Raw genomic sequence first — 1186 nt, 5'->3', positions numbered from 1 at the left:
ATCAAAATCTCAAAAATCATTTTCGGGTTCCCTCTCGTATTTTTGCCCGTATCATACCGTAATTCAGCAACGCCAAAACTCCAATTTCTAGCTTAACTGCTTTCATTGAGATGCTCCCCATTGCGGCTCGATACCGTTTCAATCTTAGACTTTGTTTAGAAGTTTTTTCTTGTTTCAGTAAATTTATAGCTAATCGACGTAGAAGTGCAAAATTTTCGGGAGAGTTCTGTTTCCGAATCCGGCTTTCATCTTCACAAAATGTAACATAAGCGCGTCCAATGTAAGCTATTTTCAATGCCCCAATGACTGCGGATAGCTAAGGCAATTGTCTCAGCATTACTGTTTAAACTACTCAAGTAAAAACGAGTTTCAGTCGTGGTTTTATTCCACAGCCGTCGTTCACTAACTATCATAACAACTGTTTTTCATCCACTCCATAATGCTTGATTATGCAGAGGTGGTAAATCAGATACAGCGTATTCCAGGTTTATGAAGTAGGGACACGGCGAGAGCAAGAGTGTCCCTACGGCGAGATATCGATAGGCGGGTGTCCTTCATAAACGTGGAATCGGCTGTACATCAAGACTCCATACTTGTCTTTTTTCCACTCGATGATGTGCCGCTTCTACTCGTTCATAATAATTGTATTTTTTGCCTAAATAATCTGTTTTTTTGGCAATTTCAAACCATTACTTTACGGCTTTTTGCAGGAGTTTTTTCATTCACTTTTAAAGCTAAAATGTAATCTATTTTTTTCTTTATAATCAGAGATGTTATGTCTTTTTGACATCCCCTAGCATCTATAGTTATTATACTTGCGCCAATTTATAGCATTTTTATTAATTCCGGGATTGCTGTCAGGTAGTTAGATTTTTTATTAACTTTTTTTCTCAAACTAATTGATGATATAAAGACCAAGCAGTCACTATATGTAGCGCTTTTTGATGGTCATTTCGGTCATAAGATTGTTTCATTGTTTTGCCATCAATGAAGGGCGATCGCGTTTAGTTCTAATTTCCCGACTATCGCATTTACCCAACTCAAAAAACATTCTTGAAACTGCTGCGGTTCAATTCTGGCAAATAATCGACTAAATGTGTCATGAGATGCAGGGTAAACGCATCTTAATTTCAACCTAAAACATGATAAGATCAAGTATTTAGCTAAATCAAGTGCGTAATTCATA

At 36.9% G+C, this 1186-nt stretch carries 1 protein-coding gene and 1 pseudogene; both read right to left on the bottom strand.

All coding sequences use genetic code 11. The annotated features are described in order from the left end of the window. Nucleotides 1-16: 16 nt before the first annotated feature. Nucleotides 17-416 (bottom strand): annotated as a pseudogene (locus tag QUA99_RS33340) (ISAs1 family transposase); the annotation flags it as partial. A gap of 568 nt (nucleotides 417-984) precedes the next feature. Further along, on the bottom strand, nucleotides 985-1186 hold a 202-nt coding region (locus tag QUA99_RS32880; RefSeq protein ID WP_333381784.1), incomplete at its 5' end, for a transposase family protein.

The sequence above is a fragment of the Microcoleus sp. F10-B2 genome (genome assembly GCF_036704965.1).
Classification (GTDB): domain Bacteria; phylum Cyanobacteriota; class Cyanobacteriia; order Cyanobacteriales; family Microcoleaceae; genus Microcoleus.
This window is presented reverse-complemented; position numbering and strand designations above follow the sequence as displayed.